We start from the raw sequence: 16,058 nt of genomic DNA, 5'->3' as shown, positions 1-16,058 counted from the left end.
GCTACGCCATAATGCGCGCCGAGATAAGAGGAGCATCCAATGAGCAGCACTGCACAAACTGCTGAAGGCGAAAAAATTCTCATCGTTGATGACGATCCGGGGCTGAGCAGCCTGCTGGAGCGTTTCTTCAACTCCAAGGGCTACCGTGCCCGCGCGGTGCCGAACACCGAGCAGATGGACCGTCTCCTGGGGCGTGAAGTATTCAACCTGGTCGTACTCGACCTGATGCTGCCCGGCGAAGACGGCCTCACCGCCTGCAAGCGCCTGCGCGGCGCGAACAACCAGATTCCAATCATCATGCTGACCGCCAAGGGCGATGAGCTGAGCCGCATCAAGGGTCTCGAGCTGGGCGCCGATGACTACCTTGCCAAGCCTTTCAACCCTGACGAGTTGATGGCGCGGGTCAAAGCCGTGCTGCGTCGTCAGGCGCCGCCGGTACCGGGCGCGCCGGGCAGCGAAGACGAAAGCGTCACCTTTGGCGACTACGAGCTGTCGCTGGCGACCCGCGAGCTCAAGCGTGGCGACGAAGTGCATATGCTCACCACCGGTGAATTCGCCGTGCTCAAGGCGCTGGTGATGAACGCGCGTCAGCCGCTGACCCGCGACAAACTGATGAACTTGGCACGCGGTCGCGAATGGGACGCCCTGGAACGCTCCATCGACGTGCAGATTTCCCGTCTGCGCCGGATGATCGAGCCGGACCCGTCCAAACCTCGGTATATCCAGACTGTCTGGGGTGTGGGCTATGTGTTTGTGCCGGATGGCACCGCAACCAAGTGACCGATGATTTGCAGGGCGGGCATCCTGGCGCTTGACTCCATGAGGGTCGACGGGATGCCCGGCGTCTGCAATTCTGCGAGCGCCGCTCGTTCCTGCAAGGTGTCCAGCTGTCTTCTATGAAAACCCCTCTGTGGTTCCCGCAAAGTTTCTTCTCCCGCACCCTTTGGCTGGTGCTGATCGTCGTGCTGTTTTCCAAGGCGCTGACACTGGTTTATCTGCTGATGAACGAAGACGTACTGGTGGACCGGCAGTACAGCCACGGTGTCGCCCTGACACTGCGTGGTTACTGGGCTGTAGACCCTGAGAACCGCGAAAAGGTAGCCAAGGCCTCGACGTTGACCCGCGTTGACGGGGCTGGTGTACCCGAGGGTGAGCAGCATTGGCCCTACAGCGAGATCTACCAGCGCCAGATGCAGGCCGAACTGGGCGAGGACACCGAGGTGCGCTTGCGCATGCATGTTTCACCTGCGCTGTGGGTAAGGGCGCCGAGCCTTGGTGATGCCTGGATCAAGGTTCCGCTGTATCCGCACCCTTTGCGGGGGCAGAAGATCTGGAACGTGTTGGGTTGGTTCCTGGCCATCGGCTTGCTTTCCACCGCGTCGGCGTGGATTTTCGTTCGCCAGCTCAACCAACCGCTTAAGCGCCTGGTGTTTGCCGCCCGCCAATTGGGCCAGGGGCGCAGCGTGCGCCTGCCGGTCAGCGATACGCCCAGTGAAATGACCGAGGTGTATGGCGCCTTCAACCAGATGGCGGAGGATGTCGAACAGGCCGGGCGGGAGCGCGAGCTGATGCTGGCGGGGGTGTCCCATGACTTGCGCACGCCCTTGACGCGATTGCGCCTGTCCCTGGAGCTGATGGGCAACCATAGCGACCTCACCGATGACATGGTTCGCGACATCGAAGACATGGACGCGATTCTCGACCAGTTCCTGGCGTTTATCCGTGATGGTCGTGACGAGGTGGTGGAGGAAGTGGATCTCACGGACCTGGTGCGTGAGGTTGTGGCGCCCTACAACCAGAATGGCGAGCAAGTGCGCATGCGCCTTGAGCCGATCCAGCCGTTTGCGTTGCGTCGGGTGTCGATGAAGCGCCTGCTGAACAACCTGATCGGCAACGCTTTGCACCACGCCGGTTCGGATGTTGAAGTGGCTGCGTATGTGTCTGGCGACAGTGCTGCGCCGTACGTAGTGCTGAGTGTGATGGACCGGGGGGCGGGCATCGATCCGGACGAGCTGGAGGGTATCTTCAACCCCTTCACCCGTGGCGACCGTGCCCGGGGTGGCAAAGGGACCGGCTTGGGGCTGGCGATCGTGCGGCGGATTGCGTCGATGCACGGCGGCAATGTCGAGTTGCGTAACCGCGAAGGCGGTGGCCTTGAGGCGCGGGTACGCTTGCCGCTTGGGCTGATGCTGCCCAGAGATGCGGTATAGAAACAGCTGCAAGTTTCAAGCTTGAAGCCGCAAGAGAAAGGCACACAGCTTTTGCCCTTTCTTGCAGCTTATAGCTTGAAGCTGACAGCTCCCGTCTCTAACCCTTACCCTTGGTCCTGGTCATATTCGGTCCACCATTCTTCTCCAGATGTTGAATGATGATCCCCGCCACATCCTTCCCAGTGGTGGTCTCTATCCCTTCCAGGCCCGGCGACGAGTTCACCTCCATCACCAGTGGCCCATGGTTGGAGCGCAGGATATCCACACCCGCCACTGCCAGCCCCATGACCTTGGCCGCTCGCAACGCGGTCATGCGTTCTTCCGGGGTGATCTTGATCAGGCTGGCGCTGCCGCCGCGGTGCAGGTTGGAGCGGAACTCTCCGGGCTTGGCCTGGCGCTTCATGGCTGCGATCACCTTGTCGCCCACCACGAAGCAGCGGATATCCGCGCCGCCGGCTTCCTTGATGTACTCCTGGACCATGATGTTCTGCTTGAGGCCCATGAATGCCTCGATCACGGATTCCGCTGCGGTCGCGGTTTCACACAGCACCACACCGATGCCCTGGGTGCCTTCCAGCACCTTGATCACCAGCGGCGCGCCGTTGACCATTTCGATCAGGTCGGGAATGTCGTCGGGGGAGTGGGCAAAGCCGGTGACCGGCAGGCCGATGCCCCGCCGCGAGAGCAGTTGCAACGAGCGTAATTTGTCCCGCGAGCGTGCAATGGCCACGGATTCATTGAGGGGGAAAACCCCCATCATTTCGAATTGGCGCAACACGGCGCAGCCATAGAACGTCACCGAGGCGCCAATCCGCGGGATCACCGCATCAAACCCCTCCAGCGGTTTACCGCGGTAATGGATCTGCGGCTTGTGGCTGGCGATGTTCATATAGGCACGCAACGTGTCGATCACCACCATTTCGTGGCCACGTTCGGTGCCGGCCTCGACCAGGCGGCGGGTGGAATACAGACGCGGGTTTCGCGACAGCACAGCAATCTTCATGCAGCACCTGGGGCAGAAATAGTAGAGACCGGGAACACCGGCTTGTCTTGAACGTACTTGACGCCGGGATTGACCACCAGGTGGCCGTCAATCAGCGCCTTGGAACCCAGCAACAGGCGATAACGCATGGCTTTGCGGCAGGCCAGGGTGAACTCCACCCGCCATACCCGATCACCCAGTGCCAGGGTGGTGCTGATCACGTAGCGCACCTGCGCATGGCCATTGGAGCTCTTGATGGTTTTCATCGTCACCAGGGGCGCTTCGCAGCGGCGGTGACGCAGTTGCACGACGCTGCCCAGGTGCGCGGTAAAGCGCACCCACTTCTCGCCGTCGCGCTCAAACGGCTCGATGTCGGTGGCATGCAGGCTGGAGGTGCTGGCACCGGTGTCGATCTTGGCACGCAGGCCTGCCACTCCCAAGTCGGGAAGTGCCACCCACTCACGCAGACCTACAACGGTCAAATGGTCAAATGTCTTCAATATGGGTAACCGGTCAATTCGCCCAGGCCTGAGGAGAAACCTCGGCCAGGGCTTTGAATGCAGGCTTGGCGAACCAGTAGCCTTGCATCAGAAATATTCCACAGTCAGACAGAAAGTCGCGTTCGCCGGCACTTTCGATGCCTTCGGCGATGACAGTAACGTTCAACTGCTCACAGATTGTGACAATCCCCTGGACGATCACCTGACGGACACGATCCTGGTCGACATCGCGGATCAGCGCCATGTCGAGTTTGATCAAGTCAGGTTGGAAATCAGCCAACAGATTCAGCCCCGAATAGCCCGCGCCGAAATCATCGATAGCGGTCTTGAAGCCGAATTCGCGGTATTCACGCAGAATATTCGTCAAATGGCGATAGTTATCTACATGCTCGCTTTCCAGTGTCTCGAAAATCAGTTGATCCAGCGGAAAATTGTGCGCGCGCGCCGCCTCCAGGGTGCTGCGAATGCACAACTCCGGACGGTACACGGCGTTGGGCATGAAGTTGATGGAAAGGTGGGTTTGCATCCCCAAAGCTGCAGCACCGGCAATCGCCTGGGTGCGGCAGCGCTGGTCGAAGCGGTAGCGGTTGCTGTCGTTGACCTGGTCCAGCACCGACAATGCCCCTTCGCCCTGTGTACCGCGCACCAAGGCTTCGTGGGCAAAAATCGAATGGTCCCGAAGGTCTACGATAGGCTGGTAGGCGAAAGCAAACTCGAAACCCAAGGGTTCGCTTTGCTGGCAGCCTGCGCAACGCTGTTCAGGCGAGGTGAGTGAAGTAGGAAAGTCGGTCACGGCGTATCCTCGCGAAAACAGGGTGCTACCTGGCGTATCTTAGGTGAGCCTTGAGGTTTATGCGTCGAAGGGTTTCAACGTTACAGTTGCGACATTTGTCAGAGCGAGGAATTCAAGTGGCTCAAAAGCAGGAAGAGGAAGAAAAGGTCCGTCTGGACAAGTGGCTTTGGGCGGCGCGTTTCTTTAAGACACGTGCCTTGGCCAAGGCCGCGATTGAGAGCGGCAAGGTGCATCATCGAGGCGAGCGCTGTAAGCCGGGCAAAGAGCCACGTGTCGGTGATGAGCTGCAGATTCGGATAGGTTTTGACGAAAAGACCGTCGTGGTTCAGGCACTTTCCATCGTGCGCCGTGGCGCCCCCGAAGCACAGGCGCTGTACACCGAAACCGAAGCCAGCATTGCCAGGCGCGAAAAAGCGGCAGCCCTGCGCAAGGCGGGCGCCACGGGGATGACCACCGATGGCAAGCCGAGCAAGAAGCAGCGCCGCGACCTGTTCAAGTTTCGCGGCAGTGGCAATGATGACTGATTGCGCAGCGGCCCATTCAAATGTGGGAGGGGGCTTGCAGCGTTAAGGGGAGGTGCGCACGACGCTCAATCCACTGATCACTGGCAGCTTGCCAAGTAACCTGAAGATCGGCGTCGTCACGTGTAACAACGCGGCCGACACCTTCGCCGCAAACGGCGTGTAATAACCCCAGCCCAACGCCAACAGTGCCAGCAGCACCCCGCCGATATAATCGTCCTGCCCCCAATGCGCGCCCGCCACCAGCCGCGGCATCATGAACAACAGCGCCAGGCCCCAGATCACCAGCACCTGGCCGATACGTTTGGCGAACACGCTCATGAACATTGCCCAGATCAGCAACACCGAGGCGTGATCCCCTGGAAAGCTTTGGCTTGAGCGGTCCTTCAGCTCCCAGGTCTTCTCCAGCCCCGGGAAATAGTCGCTCATCTGGATCGCCCCGGCGATGACCATCGACGGGCTGCTGTGTTGCCAGCCCATCTGCGCTGCGAGTTTGGAAAACAGCATGCGGATAAACAGCAAGAGCAACAAAATACCGACAAAACCTAACAGGGCCTGGCGTACCTGCGCGGCTTTGAACACCCAGTCGCCGCGAATCATCAGCATCAGCAGGATCACCCCGACCACCGCATCAAACGGCCGCAAACTGGCCACGGCCCACACGTGCAGCCATGTCGCGTTGCTCGCCAGCGGGTCGTTGAGAAGGTGAAACAGCCACTCGTCGAAAATCACACACAGCATCTGCCCCGTGGGCCACAGCCAAAAACACAGCAGCCCGATAGCGAGTAGATTGCACAGAGCCCATCGCCGGAGGTTCCACTTGGCTTGGAACAAACCCGGATTGTTCATAAACTGTCCCTCTTCGCTCTAAATAAGCTCTCTGTTTCCAGGAGAAAGCCGCACCAAGATGGTGCTAAAGCGTTTAATTTTATAAACCTTGTAACCAATTTGTCATCAATTCAGATACCCAGACCTATGACTGATCTACCGGATACCGACTTCACCCAACGCTTCATCTTCGATGAGAGCGACGCCCGCGGCGAAATGGTTTCGTTGGAGCGCAGCTACGCCGAAGTCCTCGCCAAGCACCCCTATCCGGAACCGGTCGCACAACTGCTCGGTGAGCTGATGGCCGCTGCTGCGTTGCTGGTAGGCACCATGAAGTTCGACGGTTTGCTGATCCTGCAAGCCCGTTCCGAAGGGCCGATTCCGCTGTTGATGATCGAGTGCTCCAGCGAGCGCGAAATCCGTGGCCTGGCCCGTTATGAAGCCGACCAGATTGCCCCGGACGCCAGCCTGGCCGAGCTGATGCCCAACGGTGTCCTGGCGCTCACCGTCGACCCGACCTCAGGCCAACGTTACCAGGGCATCGTCGACCTTGACGGCAAAACGCTGTCGGAATGCTTCACCAACTATTTCGTGATGTCCCAGCAAGTGGGCACCAAGTTCTGGCTCAACGCCGACGGCAAGCGCGCCCGTGGCATGTTGCTGCAACAACTGCCGGCCGACCGTATCAAGGACGACGAAGATCGCGCTGAAAGCTGGCGGCACTGCATTGCCTTGGCCGATACCCTGAAAGCCGAAGAACTGCTGGGCCTGGACAACGAAACCATCCTGCACCGCCTGTACCACGAAGACCCGGTGCGCCTGTTCGACGCGCAGACCTTGCACTTCCACTGCAGCTGCTCCCGTGAGCGTTCGGGCAACGCCCTGGTCAGCTTGGGCCTGGAAGATGCGCAGAACCTGGTGGTGGAACACGGTGGCAATATCGAGATCGACTGCCAGTTCTGCAACGAGCGCTACCTGTTCGACGCTGCCGATGTAGCGCAATTGTTCGCTGGCGCAGGCATCGACACGCCTTCCGACACCCGCCACTAAAACGTTTAAGCACAGGTAAATCACCTGTCAAATGCCGGATTAGAGGCGTTCTGACGGGAGGGCCCTACTCTTTTTGGGCTTTTCTGGCATAATCCGGCCCACTTTTTTCGCGGTAGTAGTGCGCAACTTTCTACTACAAAACGTTTGGAGCACTCGGCCACAGGCCGACGGGGAACCTCATGACGCAAGCCAATAACGCCGTATACACCGATCTGAGTGTTGACGATCTGGTCAAAGAAGCCCTGCAGCGCGGTGAAGGCGTGCTTGCCGATACCGGCGCGCTGGTCGTGGAAACCGGTCACCGTACCGGCCGTTCGCCAGTCGACCGTTTCATCGTTGAAGAGCCTTCCACCCAGGATTCCATCGCCTGGGGCCCGATCAACCGCAAGTTCCCGGCCGACAAGTTCGATGCCCTGTGGGCACGCGTCGAGGCGTTCAACAATGCGCAAGAGCATTTCGTTTCCCACGTTCACGTAGGGGCCTCCGAAGACCACTACCTGGCCGTGAAAATGACCACCCAGACTGCCTGGCAGAACCTGTTCGGTCGTTGCCTGTTCATCAACCCGGCCCAGTACAACCCGGCCGGTCGTGACGAGTGGCAAGTGCTCAACGTGGCCAACTTCGAGTGCGTGCCTGAGCGTGATGGCACCAACTCCGACGGTTGCGTGATCCTTAACTTCGCCCAGAAAAAAGTGCTGATCGCCGGCATGCGCTACGCCGGTGAAATGAAGAAAGCCATGTTCTCGGTGCAGAACTACCTGCTGCCGGCTTCCGACGTACTGCCGATGCACTGCGCCGCCAACATTGGCGAAGCCGGCGACGTGACCCTGTTCTTCGGTCTGTCGGGTACCGGCAAGACCACCCTGTCCGCCGACGAAAGCCGCTACCTGATCGGTGACGACGAGCACGGCTGGGGCGAAGGCGTGGTGTTCAACATCGAAGGCGGTTGCTATGCCAAATGCATCGACCTGTCCGAGAAGAACGAACCGGTTATCTGGAAAGCCATCAAGCACGGCGCCGTGTTGGAAAACGTCGTCATCGACGAGGCCAAGCACGCCGACTATGCTGACGTGAGCCTGACCCAGAACAGCCGCGCCGCCTACCCGCTGGAGCACGTTGCCAAGCGTTCCGAGAAGAACCTGGGCGGCGAGCCAAACGCGGTGATCTTCCTGACCTGCGACCTGACCGGCGTACTGCCGCCCGTGTCCATCCTCAGCGAAGAACAAGCGGCCTACCACTTCCTGTCCGGCTACACCGCACTGGTGGGCTCGACCGAAATGGGTTCGGGCAGCGGCATCAAGTCGACCTTCTCCACCTGCTTCGGCGCACCGTTCTTCCCGCGCCCGGCCGGCGAATATGCAGAGCTGCTGATCAAGCGCATCCGCGGCTTCGGCTCCAAGGTCTACCTGGTCAACACCGGCTGGACCGGCGGTGGCTACGGCGTTGGCAAGCGCTTCAATATCCCGACCACGCGCGGCGTGATCGCAGCGATCCAGAGCGGCGCGTTGATCGGTGCTGAAACCGAACACCTCGACACCATCAACCTCGACGTGCCATTGGCCGTACCGGGCGTTGAGACCGGCCTGTTGAACCCACGTAACACCTGGGCTGACAAGGCCGCTTACGATGAAGCAGCGAAGGCGCTGGCTGGTCTGTTCATCGAGAACTTCAAGAAGTTTGAAGTGAGCGATGCGATCAAGGCTGCGGGTCCGAAGTTGTAAGATTCGGTCGCTGTTAAAAAGCCGCTCCTTGTGAGCGGCTTTTTTGTGCGCGAAAGGTTCGTCGACGATAGGCCGAACCATTGCCCCTCCACCTTTGACTTGCGGTGTACCTGGAGCCGGTATTCGCTCAGCTCAGGTTTTCCAGCGTCTGCGTGTCCCAGCTGTGGGTCTTGATGGCCAGGTAGAGCATGCCGATGGTCAACGGGACCTTGTCGCCATGCCCCTTGCCCCGACGCTTGAGGAACACGTCAAAGACCGGTGGGTTGAAGTAACGATAAGTGTCGTAGTCGCCCAGGTCGAGGGCGAACTCCTGCTCCAGCGCTTCCATGAGCTGCTTGGCTTCGCTGCCGTCACAGCCCAGGTCGAAATTGAGTGAGGTTTGCAGGCGGATGGTCTTGTGTTTCGGCAGGCCGATTTCTTCGTGCAGCAGTTGAAGGAGTTGCTGCATCACGGGGTCTTCGGGGAAGTTAGGGGCGAGGTTCATGGTGGGTGCACGCAGGAGTGGGTGAAGGGGCTGGTTGCGTTGGAGGCGGTATTTGTTTCGAGTGATGAAGAGCGCCAAGCCTATCAAGAATACAAAGACAGGTAGGAGGGGCATTCTGAGGATCACCGCTACATAGGGTAGTAGGAACGTCAAAATAAGGCCTGTTGTAAGAAATGTGACTGCGAAGTGCTTTCTGAGCATTGGGTCTGTGATTTGGTAGTGCAGCACCAAATAGATAATGAGAAAGGAAGCGGATTGAAGGTAAAGGGCCATGCCACTAAGACTCGTCCGAGTAGACATGCATTGAGAGTGTTGACCGCTGAGGCCCTATGCCTCCTCTCACACTGGCATCCAGACCGATGATGATGTCTCCAGCGTGATATCTACGAAGCTTGCCGGAAATCCTATCTCCAACGAAGCCCGCGGTTACGGTTGAAATGGCAATCCCTGGTGCTTTAACCGCTCCGGAGATTATTTGTTTGATGAGCACGTTTTGGTCGTTTAACCGATCGGCCTGATTCCGTCTCAAAGGATGGGAAATCGCGACCGCCCTTTCGCATGGCAAGTCTCTGGCCAGCATTTTTTCGTACAGCCTACGTATCTGATCGCGCACTTGTCGCGCTGCCGTTTTTGTTTCAAGCAGGCATAGATTGGCCAAAGCATGCCGATTGTCAGGCACAACAGTGAAGCGAATCACTGTGAAGATGACGCCATAGTGGCCGATGTGTTGAGCCCTTTCGATGTTCACAGGTTTCTGCCGAGAAAGTTGAGACCGCGCTATTTTCATTCAGCTACGGGTAACTTCTGTAGAGGGTTAAGCGTGTGTTTGGAGCAGTTTGGGAAGGGGATGTCGCGTTGTTTGGAGGTTTCCTACAACGGTTTCCGGCATTTGTGGCTTGGCAGTGCTTTAACAGGCAACGCGGGTCAATGGTAGGAGCGAGCTTGCTCGCGAAAAACTCAAGGACGCCGCGTTTCTTCTGGCTTACCGCGTCATCGTTGATGATTTTCGCGAACAGGCTCGCTTCTAAAAAGGGTGTTGCTTAGATTTGTGCTTGTTCGGTTTGTAGTTGTACGTGTTGCGCCGCTTCCGGCAAATCACAGCCGTCTTGGACGAGCAGGTACAAGGCGTTGGTGATGTGGGAGATGTCTTTGAGATCGGAGTGTTCGAAGGTCAGGCAGGAGAAGGTTTCCAGTAAGTCGGTGGCTGCGCGGATGCGTTGGTGGGCGGCGGACTGGATGTCTTCGGCTTTGGCTTGGGTGTCGATGAGAAGCGGATGGGTATCAGTGAAATTGGTGCGTAGATGACGATAGCGGTTCATCGTTTCAGGTATTTGCATTTGAAGGTGCTCGGTTTGCTGTTAGGTAACCGACATCACCGTGGCCAAACGGTGGGTGGCGGACTGTGCGCGGGTTGGCCAGCCGGAAACAGCACTCCGACACGTCCGAAGACGTCCCCCACACAGCCGCCATAGCACTGCTATACGAGACGATAGACGTTCGCAGAGCGAGTAATGGCACTTATGTGTGCTGTTTTCCGGGTGACCAAACCCGGCCGCTGATTTGGCAGCGACGGTGCGAACCTTAGAAGTGAGTGTGCGCTCGGGCAATAAACAGATGGTTTAATCGTTCGTGGTTCGATCAGGCGCTGGCAGGCCTGCTGACACACCGCTCAAAAATCGCCTCCAACCCCCGATAATCACACGCCACCGCATCAATATTCGCCGGTATCCATGCCGCGTGTTTGACCAGCCACCAGTTCACTGAAAACCCCGCGTTGACGATGATCTGTTCAAATAAAATCCGCTGCGCCCGGCCGTTGCCCTCGCGGAAGGGGTGGATGACGTTGAGGTCGCCATAGGCTTCGGCAATCTTGCTCACCAACTCGGTTTGGCTGGCACCGACAAACCAGTTTGCTTCTTCCATCTGCCGGATGATCTTCGCGGCTTCCGGGGGGATGCGCTCCGGGGTGCAGAACAGGGTGTCGCCTTTCTGGATGTTCACGCTGCGCAACTCACCTGCCCAATCGTAGATGTCACCGAACAGCGTGCGGTGGATGTGTTGCAGGCGGTCGAGGTCGTAGGGCGGGGGGAAGAGGGGGAGGCTGCCTACGGCGATTTCGGATAATTCCCGCTCGGCCTGGTGCAGGCGGGCTTCGTCGAGCAAATCGAGGCGGTTGCGCAGGACGTTGCTACCGGGATAGCAGTACGGATCCTGGCCCACCCCGTATTTGTCGAGCATCAGCGTGGCGTGTTGCGGTACTTGGCAAGCACTGTTTCGCGGGTCGGCAGGGGTTTGTCGACGTCGGCCGGTTGGGTGTCGAACCCTTCCAGGCGCAGGCTGGCCAGGTAATTGGAACGGCGGATCTTGTGGTAATGATCCTGTTTTTGCTCAAACGTCAGTTCGCTCATCGCAGCGCACTCCTGGGTAGCAAGGTTTGATTGTAGCGCAATGCTTCAACGGGAAGGCGGGATAAAAACCACGTCACATTCTGTACAAAAAATCCGCCGACACTCGGAATTCAGCGTATGTTTCACCGCAAAATCTTGTAGGGCGATTTCCGCCCGCTACTTAAAGGGAGTTAAGCATGGGTTTGCTTCGTGTTGCTTCGGCGATGTCGTTGTGTGCGGTGGCTTTTTCGGTCCAGGCCGGGCAGTTGCCGATCGAAGTGCTCAGTGCGGTGGTCAAGGACCAGAAAATCGCTGATGCCGAAGTGCTGCTGCAACGCAACGGCGCACAGAATGTGGTGGGCCGCACCAACGCCCAGGGCCAAGTGACGCTGACCAGTGAGGCCGCTGATGATGCGAGCAACCTGCTGATCATCAAGAAACCTGGCTACTCCAACCTGGTGGTGAAGTGCCCATGCGCGGGCATGACCTACGCCATCAGCCCGGTGATGGAAAACCTCGATGGCCTGCGTGTGGTGCTGACCTGGGGCAAGACGCCGAGTGACCTCGACTCCCACATGATTTTCCCCGGCAATAACATCTACTTCGAGAACCAGAAGGGTACCGACGCCGAGTTGGATGTGGATGACACCGACAGCTACGGTCCGGAAACCATCACCCTGCAGAAAAAGCACTACGGCGAAAGCTACGTCTATGCCGTGCACGACTACAGCAATGGCGGCAATCCAGGCTCGCGCCAGTTGTCCGACAGCGAAGCCAAGGTGTTCGTGTACATGGGCCAATCGCTGGTGCGTACCTACTACGTGCCCAAGAACCGCAGCGGCAACCTGTGGACGGTGTTCCGCATGACCGGCAGCGGCGACTTCCAGGACATCAACACTTTCAGTGGCGTGACCGTGAATGCGGCGAATGTGCTGAACGAAGTCAAACCGCTGCTGGATGACAGCGTGGCGGTCACCGCCGTCACCGTCAGCTCTTCCGTACAAACCGATGCGAAGCGTCTGAACCTGCAGGGTGAAGCGGCCTACCAGGCCGGCAAGCTGGACCAGGCCATCGACCTGTTCCGCCAGGCTATCGAGCTGGACAATGGCTTCGGCAAGGCCTACGGCAACCTCGGCCTGGCGTATCAGAAAGCCGGCAACACTGCCGAGTCGATCTGGGCCAATCGCAAGGCTATCGCCCTTGCCACCGGCGCCAATGCTGCCACCGTGCGTGCAGGTGCCTACTACAACATTGCGCGGATCTACGAAGCGGCGGGGCAGTTCCCGGATGCATTGCGTCACTACCAGTTGGCCAAGGAGCAGAAGGCCAACCCGGTGTATGACACGGCGATTGAGCGGGTGCAGAATCGCTGATTCAGCTGTAGCGCAGGTCTGAAATGTGGGAGGGGGGCAATCCCCCTCCCACATTTGGTTTGTGGTGTTCCTACAGCCACAGTCGAACTTGTCAAATTTGGCCCAAGGCCATTGCTGCACCCTGTGTATCATCCTGTCTCTTTTTTCCATGCGACCTTTCTCGATTCGCTGAGCTTGCTGGGCTACGTTTTTAAGCCACCTTCAGCGGTCAATGGAGTGACAGCCTATGCACGACACCCTCCAGCAGGTCTTTGGTTATCCACAGTTTCGTTTGGGCCAGGAAGAAACGGTCAGCGCCGTACTGGCAGGTCGTTCGGCTGCGGCCATTTTTCCTACGGGGTCGGGCAAGTCCCTGTGTTATCAGCTGTCGGCGGTGTTGCTGCCGCACCTGACGCTGGTGGTGTCGCCGTTGTTGGCGTTGATGCAGGACCAGTTGGGCTTCCTGCAACGCCACGGTATTTCGGCGGGCAGTATCGATTCGGCGCAAAGCCGCGAGGACGCCAATGACGTGATGGCCCGCGCGCGTTCCGGCGAGCTGAAAATCCTGATGATTTCCGTGGAGCGCTTGAAGAACGAGCGTTTTCGCCACTTCCTGCAAAGTGTGCAGATCTCGCTGCTGGTGGTGGATGAGGCGCACTGTATTTCCGAGTGGGGCCACAACTTCCGCCCGGATTATTTGAAGCTGCCGGACTACCAGCGCCAGTTCAAGATCCCACAAGCGCTGCTGCTGACGGCTACGGCCACGCCCAAGGTGATTGCCGACATGCAGGCCAAGTTCGCCATTGCGCCGGACGACGTGGTCACCACGGGCTTCTACCGGCCCAACCTCGACCTGTTGGTGGAGCCGGTCGCCGGTGCGGACAAGCATCGTCGCCTGGTGCAGTGGATGGGCGAGCGGGCCAGCCAGCCCAGCATCGTCTACGTCACCTTGCAGAAAACCGCCGAGCAGATTGCCGAGCACCTGAACCGCAACGGTATCCAGGCCGAGGCGTATCACGCCGGCTTGCCCCACGACAGGCGTGAGGGCATCCAGCAGCGCTTCATGGCTGGGCGCTCCAATTGCATCGTCGCTACCATCGCGTTTGGCATGGGCATCGACAAGAGCGATATCCGCAATGTCGTGCATTTTGACCTGCCCAAATCCATCGAGAACTACAGCCAGGAAATCGGCCGTGCGGGGCGTGATGGGCAGCCCTCGGACTGCCTGGTGCTGGCCAACCGCGACAGCCTCAATGTGCTGGAAAACTTCGTGTACGGCGATACGCCCGAGCAGGACGGTATTCGGCGGGTGCTGGAAGAGTTGCAGGCAGCGCGCAGTGAAGGGCAGTGGGAGTTCCTGCTGAGGTCGCTGTCGGACCACAGCAACATCCGCGAACTGCCACTGAAGACACTGCTGGTGCAATTGGAGCTCAGGGGCGTGATCGCGCCGCGCTACGCGTTTTATGCCGAGTACCGCTTCAAGTACCTGGTCGAGCCCGAGGCCCTGCTGGTGCGTTTTTCCGGCGAGCGCCAGCAGTTTGTCGCGGCGATCATCCAGGTGTGCAAGCGCGCGAAAACCTGGGCGACCGTGGATTTCGACGCGCTTTACCAACAACACAATGCCGAACGCAGTCGGGTGGTGAAGGCCCTGGATTACTTCCAGGAACAAGGCCTGATCGAGTTGGAAAGCAAGCAGATGACGGAGGTCTACAGCCTGCTGGATACCGAGTTTGATCCACAGGTGTTGAGCGCCGAGTTATACACAGGCTTCAAGCAGCACGAGGTGACGGAAGTGGCGCGGATTCATGCCATGCTCGATCTGTTCGCCACCGAACATTGCCTGGGGCAGCGCCTGGCGCGTTACTTTGGTGATGAAAATGCACCGCAGCGCTGCGGGCACTGCTCCGTGTGCCACGGCCACGTCGCGCATTTGCCGGCGCCGCCGAGCCTGCCGCCGCTTGTGGATAAAAACTTCATGGGGCTGTGCGGTGATTTTATCCACAGGCATCATGAGCACACCGGCCAACTGCCGGGCGCTGAGCGGCTGACACGGTTCCTGGGGGGTATCAGCGTGCCGTTGTTTACCAAGTTGAAGGCGCGGGGCATTCCCGGTTTCGCAGCGCTGGAAGACTACCCCTACGCCGACGTGCGTGAGTGGGCCCAAGCCCACTTGAGTGACCTGTAACCATACTTTCATGAGACGTGCCCATGCCTGACTCAATGCCGCAACGCGCCGATTACCGTCACTTCCAGCCGATCATCACACGCTGGCACGACAACGATGTGTACGGCCATGTGAACAATGTCACCTACTACAGCTTCTTCGACACGGCGGTGAACACCTACCTGATCGAACAGGGTGGGTTGGATATTCATGACGGTGAGGTGGTGGGGTTTGTGGTGAGTTCGGCGTGCGATTACTTCGCCTCGATTGCCTTTCCCGACCGCCTGGACATCGGCCTGCGGGTGGGCAAGCTGGGCAACAGCTCAGTGCAGTATGAATTGGCGGTGTTCAAGGCAGGCGAAGAGGAGGCCTGTGCGGCGGGGCGCTTTGTGCATGTGTTCGTGGATCGGGGGACGAACCAGCCGGTGACGATTCTGGGGATGTTGCGCGAGGCGTTGCAGCGGTTGGTGGTCTGACTTCGGCGTTGCAGGCACCACGGAACCCGATGTGGGAGGGGGCCAGCCCCCTCCCACATCGGTTTTTCAGTGTTCTTTAGCGCTTAGCGGTGACGGTAGTGATGCTTGTTCTTGCGATGCCCGTAGGCATGGCCGCGGCCGCGATGGTCGTCGCGGTCATAACGGCGGCTATCACGACTACGACGATCATCGTCATCGCTCTTGTTGCCCATGTAGTTGCCCAGCGCACCGCCCGCGCCACCGCCGGCCGCTGAACCGATCAGTGCCCCGGTGCTGCCGCCGACACTGCGGCCCACCACGTTGCCGCCGGCTGCGCCCAGTGCGCCGCCAATGGCTGCTTCGCCGCGGCTGCGCTTGTCTGCGCCGACCGCACTACCGCCTGCGCCGCCCAGGGCCGCGCCGATGGTCGAACCGGTGTTGCCGCCCAACTGCTGGCCGACAACCGAGCCTAGAACCCCGCCCAATGCGCCGCCCACACCGGCTTCGGTGGTGCCACCGGCCATGGCTGCGCCACTGACCAGGCCAAGGGACAACAAGAGAATCGAGGAGAACTTCATAGAGAGACCTCAAGAGGATGACGGCGCGATCCT

General features: G+C 59.1%; 17 protein-coding genes. 8 read left to right on the top strand and 9 right to left on the bottom strand.

Annotated features, from left to right (window positions below):
- Positions 1 to 39: 39 nt before the first annotated feature.
- Positions 40 to 780: an osmolarity response regulator transcription factor OmpR gene (gene ompR / locus PspCFBP13509_RS05755; RefSeq protein WP_015373500.1), complete on the top strand. Its 741-nt coding sequence runs from the start codon at positions 40 to 42 to the stop codon at positions 778 to 780.
- A 116-nt stretch (positions 781 to 896) separates the two neighbouring features.
- Positions 897 to 2,210, top strand: coding sequence for an ATP-binding protein (locus PspCFBP13509_RS05750; RefSeq protein WP_065925816.1), 1,314 nt, complete (start codon positions 897 to 899; stop codon positions 2,208 to 2,210).
- 97 nt (positions 2,211 to 2,307) lie between these two features.
- Here the strand turns inward: PspCFBP13509_RS05750 and rimK are convergent, their stop codons facing one another.
- The 3 genes from rimK to rimA are packed head-to-tail and all read right to left on the bottom strand — an operon-like array spanning position 2,308 to position 4,485.
- The gene (gene rimK, locus PspCFBP13509_RS05745; RefSeq protein ID WP_003171022.1) at positions 2,308 to 3,213 is read right to left on the bottom strand and encodes a 30S ribosomal protein S6--L-glutamate ligase; all 906 of its coding nucleotides are present in this window, start codon (positions 3,211 to 3,213) and stop codon (positions 2,308 to 2,310) included.
- A complete protein-coding gene (rimB, locus tag PspCFBP13509_RS05740; protein WP_017526050.1) occupies positions 3,210 to 3,692 on the bottom strand; it encodes a retropepsin-like aspartic endopeptidase RimB in 483 nt (160 codons plus the stop codon). Before rimB ends, rimK begins: the two co-directional genes overlap by 4 nt.
- Before the next feature lie 13 nt (positions 3,693 to 3,705).
- Positions 3,706 to 4,485, bottom strand: coding sequence for a S6 modification regulatory phosphodiesterase RimA (gene rimA / locus PspCFBP13509_RS05735; RefSeq protein ID WP_074848395.1), 780 nt, complete (start codon positions 4,483 to 4,485; stop codon positions 3,706 to 3,708).
- Positions 4,486 to 4,601: 116 nt separating this feature from the next.
- On the opposite strand from rimA, the gene PspCFBP13509_RS05730 reads away from it, so the two are divergent.
- Positions 4,602 to 5,009, top strand: coding sequence for an RNA-binding S4 domain-containing protein (locus PspCFBP13509_RS05730; protein ID WP_065925814.1), 408 nt, complete (start codon positions 4,602 to 4,604; stop codon positions 5,007 to 5,009).
- Positions 5,010 to 5,051: 42 nt separating this feature from the next.
- Here PspCFBP13509_RS05730 and PspCFBP13509_RS05725 read toward each other — a convergent pair whose 3' ends face one another.
- Positions 5,052 to 5,855, bottom strand: a complete 804-nt coding sequence (locus PspCFBP13509_RS05725; RefSeq protein WP_065925813.1) for a phosphatase PAP2 family protein — start codon at positions 5,853 to 5,855, stop codon at positions 5,052 to 5,054.
- Positions 5,856 to 5,981: 126 nt separating this feature from the next.
- Between PspCFBP13509_RS05725 and hslO the strand changes: the two genes are divergently transcribed.
- Together hslO and PspCFBP13509_RS05715 are read left to right on the top strand one after the other, a co-directional pair.
- Positions 5,982 to 6,884, top strand: a complete 903-nt coding sequence (gene hslO / locus PspCFBP13509_RS05720; RefSeq protein ID WP_027605147.1) for an Hsp33 family molecular chaperone HslO — start codon at positions 5,982 to 5,984, stop codon at positions 6,882 to 6,884.
- A 179-nt stretch (positions 6,885 to 7,063) separates the two neighbouring features.
- Positions 7,064 to 8,605 (top strand): phosphoenolpyruvate carboxykinase, encoded by a 1,542-nt coding sequence (locus tag PspCFBP13509_RS05715; protein ID WP_065925812.1) that lies wholly within the window; start codon positions 7,064 to 7,066, stop codon positions 8,603 to 8,605.
- Between the two features lie 127 nt (positions 8,606 to 8,732).
- On the opposite strand, the gene PspCFBP13509_RS05710 is transcribed toward PspCFBP13509_RS05715, so the two are convergent.
- From PspCFBP13509_RS05710 to PspCFBP13509_RS05690, 4 genes are all read right to left on the bottom strand, one after another.
- Positions 8,733 to 9,089, bottom strand: coding sequence for a DUF1493 family protein (locus tag PspCFBP13509_RS05710; RefSeq protein ID WP_027605145.1), 357 nt, complete (start codon positions 9,087 to 9,089; stop codon positions 8,733 to 8,735).
- Positions 9,090 to 10,129: 1,040 nt separating this feature from the next.
- Positions 10,130 to 10,426, bottom strand: a complete 297-nt coding sequence (locus PspCFBP13509_RS05700; protein ID WP_065948515.1) for a hypothetical protein — start codon at positions 10,424 to 10,426, stop codon at positions 10,130 to 10,132.
- Between the two features lie 301 nt (positions 10,427 to 10,727).
- Positions 10,728 to 11,327, bottom strand: a complete 600-nt coding sequence (locus PspCFBP13509_RS05695) for a putative adenosine monophosphate-protein transferase Fic (RefSeq protein WP_137211681.1) — start codon at positions 11,325 to 11,327, stop codon at positions 10,728 to 10,730.
- A complete protein-coding gene (locus PspCFBP13509_RS05690) occupies positions 11,327 to 11,497 on the bottom strand; it encodes a YhfG family protein (RefSeq protein ID WP_083221252.1) in 171 nt (56 codons plus the stop codon). Before PspCFBP13509_RS05690 ends, PspCFBP13509_RS05695 begins: the two co-directional genes overlap by 1 nt.
- A 176-nt stretch (positions 11,498 to 11,673) precedes the next feature.
- Between PspCFBP13509_RS05690 and PspCFBP13509_RS05685 the strand changes: the two genes are divergently transcribed.
- The 3 genes from PspCFBP13509_RS05685 to PspCFBP13509_RS05675 all read left to right on the top strand — a co-directional run bounded on the left by PspCFBP13509_RS05685 (position 11,674) and on the right by PspCFBP13509_RS05675 (position 15,468).
- The gene (locus PspCFBP13509_RS05685) at positions 11,674 to 12,849 is read left to right on the top strand and encodes a tetratricopeptide repeat protein (protein ID WP_065925808.1); all 1,176 of its coding nucleotides are present in this window, start codon (positions 11,674 to 11,676) and stop codon (positions 12,847 to 12,849) included.
- Between the two features lie 226 nt (positions 12,850 to 13,075).
- Positions 13,076 to 15,013: a RecQ family ATP-dependent DNA helicase gene (locus PspCFBP13509_RS05680; protein ID WP_137211680.1), complete on the top strand. Its 1,938-nt coding sequence runs from the start codon at positions 13,076 to 13,078 to the stop codon at positions 15,011 to 15,013.
- Between the two features lie 23 nt (positions 15,014 to 15,036).
- Positions 15,037 to 15,468 carry an acyl-CoA thioesterase gene (locus PspCFBP13509_RS05675; RefSeq protein ID WP_137211679.1) on the top strand — a complete coding sequence of 144 codons (432 nt, stop codon included), beginning with the start codon at positions 15,037 to 15,039 and terminating at the stop codon, positions 15,466 to 15,468.
- A gap of 83 nt (positions 15,469 to 15,551) precedes the next feature.
- Here PspCFBP13509_RS05675 and PspCFBP13509_RS05670 read toward each other — a convergent pair whose 3' ends face one another.
- Positions 15,552 to 16,025 carry a glycine zipper domain-containing protein gene (locus PspCFBP13509_RS05670; RefSeq protein ID WP_027605140.1) on the bottom strand — a complete coding sequence of 158 codons (474 nt, stop codon included), beginning with the start codon at positions 16,023 to 16,025 and terminating at the stop codon, positions 15,552 to 15,554.
- Positions 16,026 to 16,058 lie beyond the last annotated feature (33 nt).

Source organism: Pseudomonas sp. CFBP13509 (assembly GCF_005233485.1).
GTDB lineage: Bacteria > Pseudomonadota > Gammaproteobacteria > Pseudomonadales > Pseudomonadaceae > Aquipseudomonas > Aquipseudomonas marginalis.
This window is presented reverse-complemented; position numbering and strand designations above follow the sequence as displayed.